Here is a 1,261-nt window from a genome sequence, read left to right as displayed (position 1 = left end):
GAACGCGCAAGCAAACGTATTATTGAACGCCACCAATCACAAGATGGGCTGGGCGAAGAGTTGATAACTCAGGACTTAAAACAAAAAGAAAAGCTGGATAAAAGTGCAGATAAAATCACCGAGTTTTTAGCCACTCACGAAGAGAAAACAGGCAGTAAAGGCAAGCCAGTTAAAAGTAATATTACCGACCCCGACAGCGCGAAAATGACCACCTCAAAAGGCACAATTCAAGGCTACAACGGCATCGCGATTAATGACGATAAACACCAAATCATCCTACAAGCACAAGCGTGGGGCTCAGTGGGCGAACAACAAACTCTACAGCCAGCCGTTGCACAATTAAAACAGCAACTCGATAAATTGAACACTGATAAACCCAAAGACGAGCACACGATTAAATTCACTGCAGACAGTGGTTTTAACAGCGAAGTAAACCTTGAATATATGGCGAAAAGTGGGTTCGATAGCTACATTGCGGATAACCAATTTAGAAAACGAAATCCGCTGTTTAAAGACAGCGAAACATACGAAACAGAGCAAGAAAAGCGTCGATTAAAACGCAGTAAAGGCAAGCCACGATTATTTACCTCAGACGATTTTCATTATGATGAAGCAACCCAAACATGCCGCTGCCCAGCAGGTAATGATATGTGGCGAAGTGGTATAAATGTAAAAAGTCACAATCAGCAATACACGCGATTCTGCGGTTACTTAAAAGACTGTAAAGCGTGCCCGCTACAACAGCAATGTATGCGAAAGCCGCCTATTAAAACAGGGCGACAGGTGCAGTTTATAAATAATGAATCACGCAAAAAGCTGAGCTATGTAGACAAAATGAAAGTAAAAATAGATAGCCCCATAGGGCGACGACAATACAGTAAGCGATTAGGCTGTATTGAGCCAGTGTTCGGAAACATTACAGTGAATAAAGGGATGAATAAATTGACCTTACGGGGTCAAACGAAAGTGAATGCGCAATGGCAACTGTATTGCCTTGTTCATAATAATTAACAGTGACACCCATCCTAAATTTTGATCTTTTTAAAATTTAAGGCTACGTTTCAGTTAGTACGAAAAACGAGCAGGGTGTCTTATGGCAATTGCAAGAAAGCGTCAAGTAAGTTTGGTTGATACAAAATACTATCACTGTATTTCACGGTGCGTTCGTCGTGCATTTTTATGTGGGGAAGACCGTTTTACTGGTCAATCTTACGAGCATCGACGAGGCTGGGTTGAAGATAAACTACTTGAATTAGCTAAA

1 protein-coding gene and 1 pseudogene are annotated in these 1,261 nt (G+C 41.4%); both read left to right on the top strand.

The genetic code is table 11. The features are described from left to right. A partial coding sequence (locus tag GQR46_RS19145) for a transposase (RefSeq protein WP_206009704.1) occupies positions 1-1,011 on the top strand: 1,011 nt, incomplete at its 5' end. Positions 1,012-1,093: 82 nt separating this feature from the next. Then, positions 1,094-1,261, top strand: a pseudogene (locus tag GQR46_RS20735) (transposase); the annotation flags it as partial.

It is taken from the genome of Pseudoalteromonas sp. Z1A6 (assembly GCF_011378745.1).
GTDB lineage: Bacteria > Pseudomonadota > Gammaproteobacteria > Enterobacterales > Alteromonadaceae > Pseudoalteromonas > Pseudoalteromonas arctica.
Note: the sequence above shows the minus strand (reverse complement) of the source record. Positions and strands in the feature narration are given on the sequence as shown.